Source organism: Acinetobacter sp. YH12251 (assembly GCF_013417465.1).
Lineage (GTDB): Bacteria > Pseudomonadota > Gammaproteobacteria > Pseudomonadales > Moraxellaceae > Acinetobacter > Acinetobacter amyesii.
Window position 1 is genome coordinate 1 of the sequence record NZ_VPDZ01000056.1, and the last position, 1,237, is coordinate 1,237.

Annotated in this window: 1 protein-coding gene and 2 pseudogenes; all 3 read right to left on the minus strand. The window is 47.4% G+C overall.

Annotated elements, in window-relative coordinates:
- The coding region (locus FTV27_RS17030) for an MFS transporter (protein ID WP_180063744.1) at nucleotides 1-377 on the minus strand (377 nt) is incomplete at its 3' end.
- A 197-nt stretch (nucleotides 378-574) separates the two neighbouring features.
- Nucleotides 575-1,027: pseudogene (locus tag FTV27_RS17035) on the minus strand (IS3 family transposase); the annotation flags it as partial.
- Between the two features lie 52 nt (nucleotides 1,028-1,079).
- Nucleotides 1,080-1,237, minus strand: a pseudogene (locus FTV27_RS17040) (IS6 family transposase); the annotation flags it as partial.

Consider the following 1,237-nt stretch of genomic DNA (forward strand, 5'->3'; position numbering starts at 1 on the left):
GTCGCGAACGTCGCCACCAGCATGGCCGACGCGCCCACTGCTTGAAGTAGACGGAAAGCGACAAAGGCCGGTGCAGTTGAAGACCAAGCTGCTCCCAGAGACGCAATGACGAAAGCCGTTGCGCCCGCAAGTAGAATTGGCCGTCGCCCGATTCTGTCTGAGAGCGGACCAAAAATCACCTGGCCCACGCCGAGCATCACCATATAGAGGCTCAACGTGAGTTGGATCATAGCGGGCGTCGTGTTCAGGATGCCGGGCATCGCTGGAACGACAGGGAGATAAATATCCATCGCCAGTGAAGCGAGGATGTCGAAAGGAGCCATCAGCAGCAGTGCTGCCGGCAGCGTATAGGCCCACGCGGGGCGTGTGGTGGTCATGACGAATCAACCCTCGATTAAGGAATACCGGGCGACGTCTGCTCGTCAGCAATCAGATGAGACTAGCCTTACAGAGCGCCGCAACAACAATACTGGTTGTTGCGGCTTACTTGTCTGCTGACTTGGAATTTCCCATCTGATTACTCCACGCTTACGAATATGAATTGCTACATTTTATCCGATTATCTTTTGCTTCGCAATAATGCAGTATAAACCCAGCCTGAATTTGTTTGAATATACGTAAAGTCACTCACCCACAGTTGGTCAGGATGATCAGCAGTAAAATTACGTTTTACCAAGTCATCCGCTCGTTTTTGATCATCTCGGCTACGGGTGGTTTGTTTGTTCTTACCACGCCAAACACCTTTTATACCTAGCTTTTGCATTAATCGAGCAACAGTACAGCGCGCAATAATATAGCCTTCACGTTTCAGTTTTTGCCAGACTTTACGTACACCATACCGACCTGAACTTTCCTTCCAAATTCGTTTAATCTCCTCAGCATGATGCAAGTCATGTAAATCTCGCTTTGCTCGATGTTCTGGATTTTCACAGAGATCTAGAGTCCGGTAATAGGTTGAAGGTGCGATCGGTAAAATTCTACAAATCGCCTCGACTCCGTACAGCTCTTTATTATTATGGATAAAATCGGCACTGTTGCAAATAGAGATTTGAGTCGATGAAGTTCCTTTTTAAAAGTGCTTAGAGACCGAAAACCCTGTTGATTAGACACACTTCACCTTGAGGCTGACCATAATAAAATGACGATGCTTGTCCTTTACGTAGTGCACGCATGACTTCAATACCTTTAATTGTGGCATAAGCCGTCTTCATAGATTTGAATCCTAATGTGGCCCTGA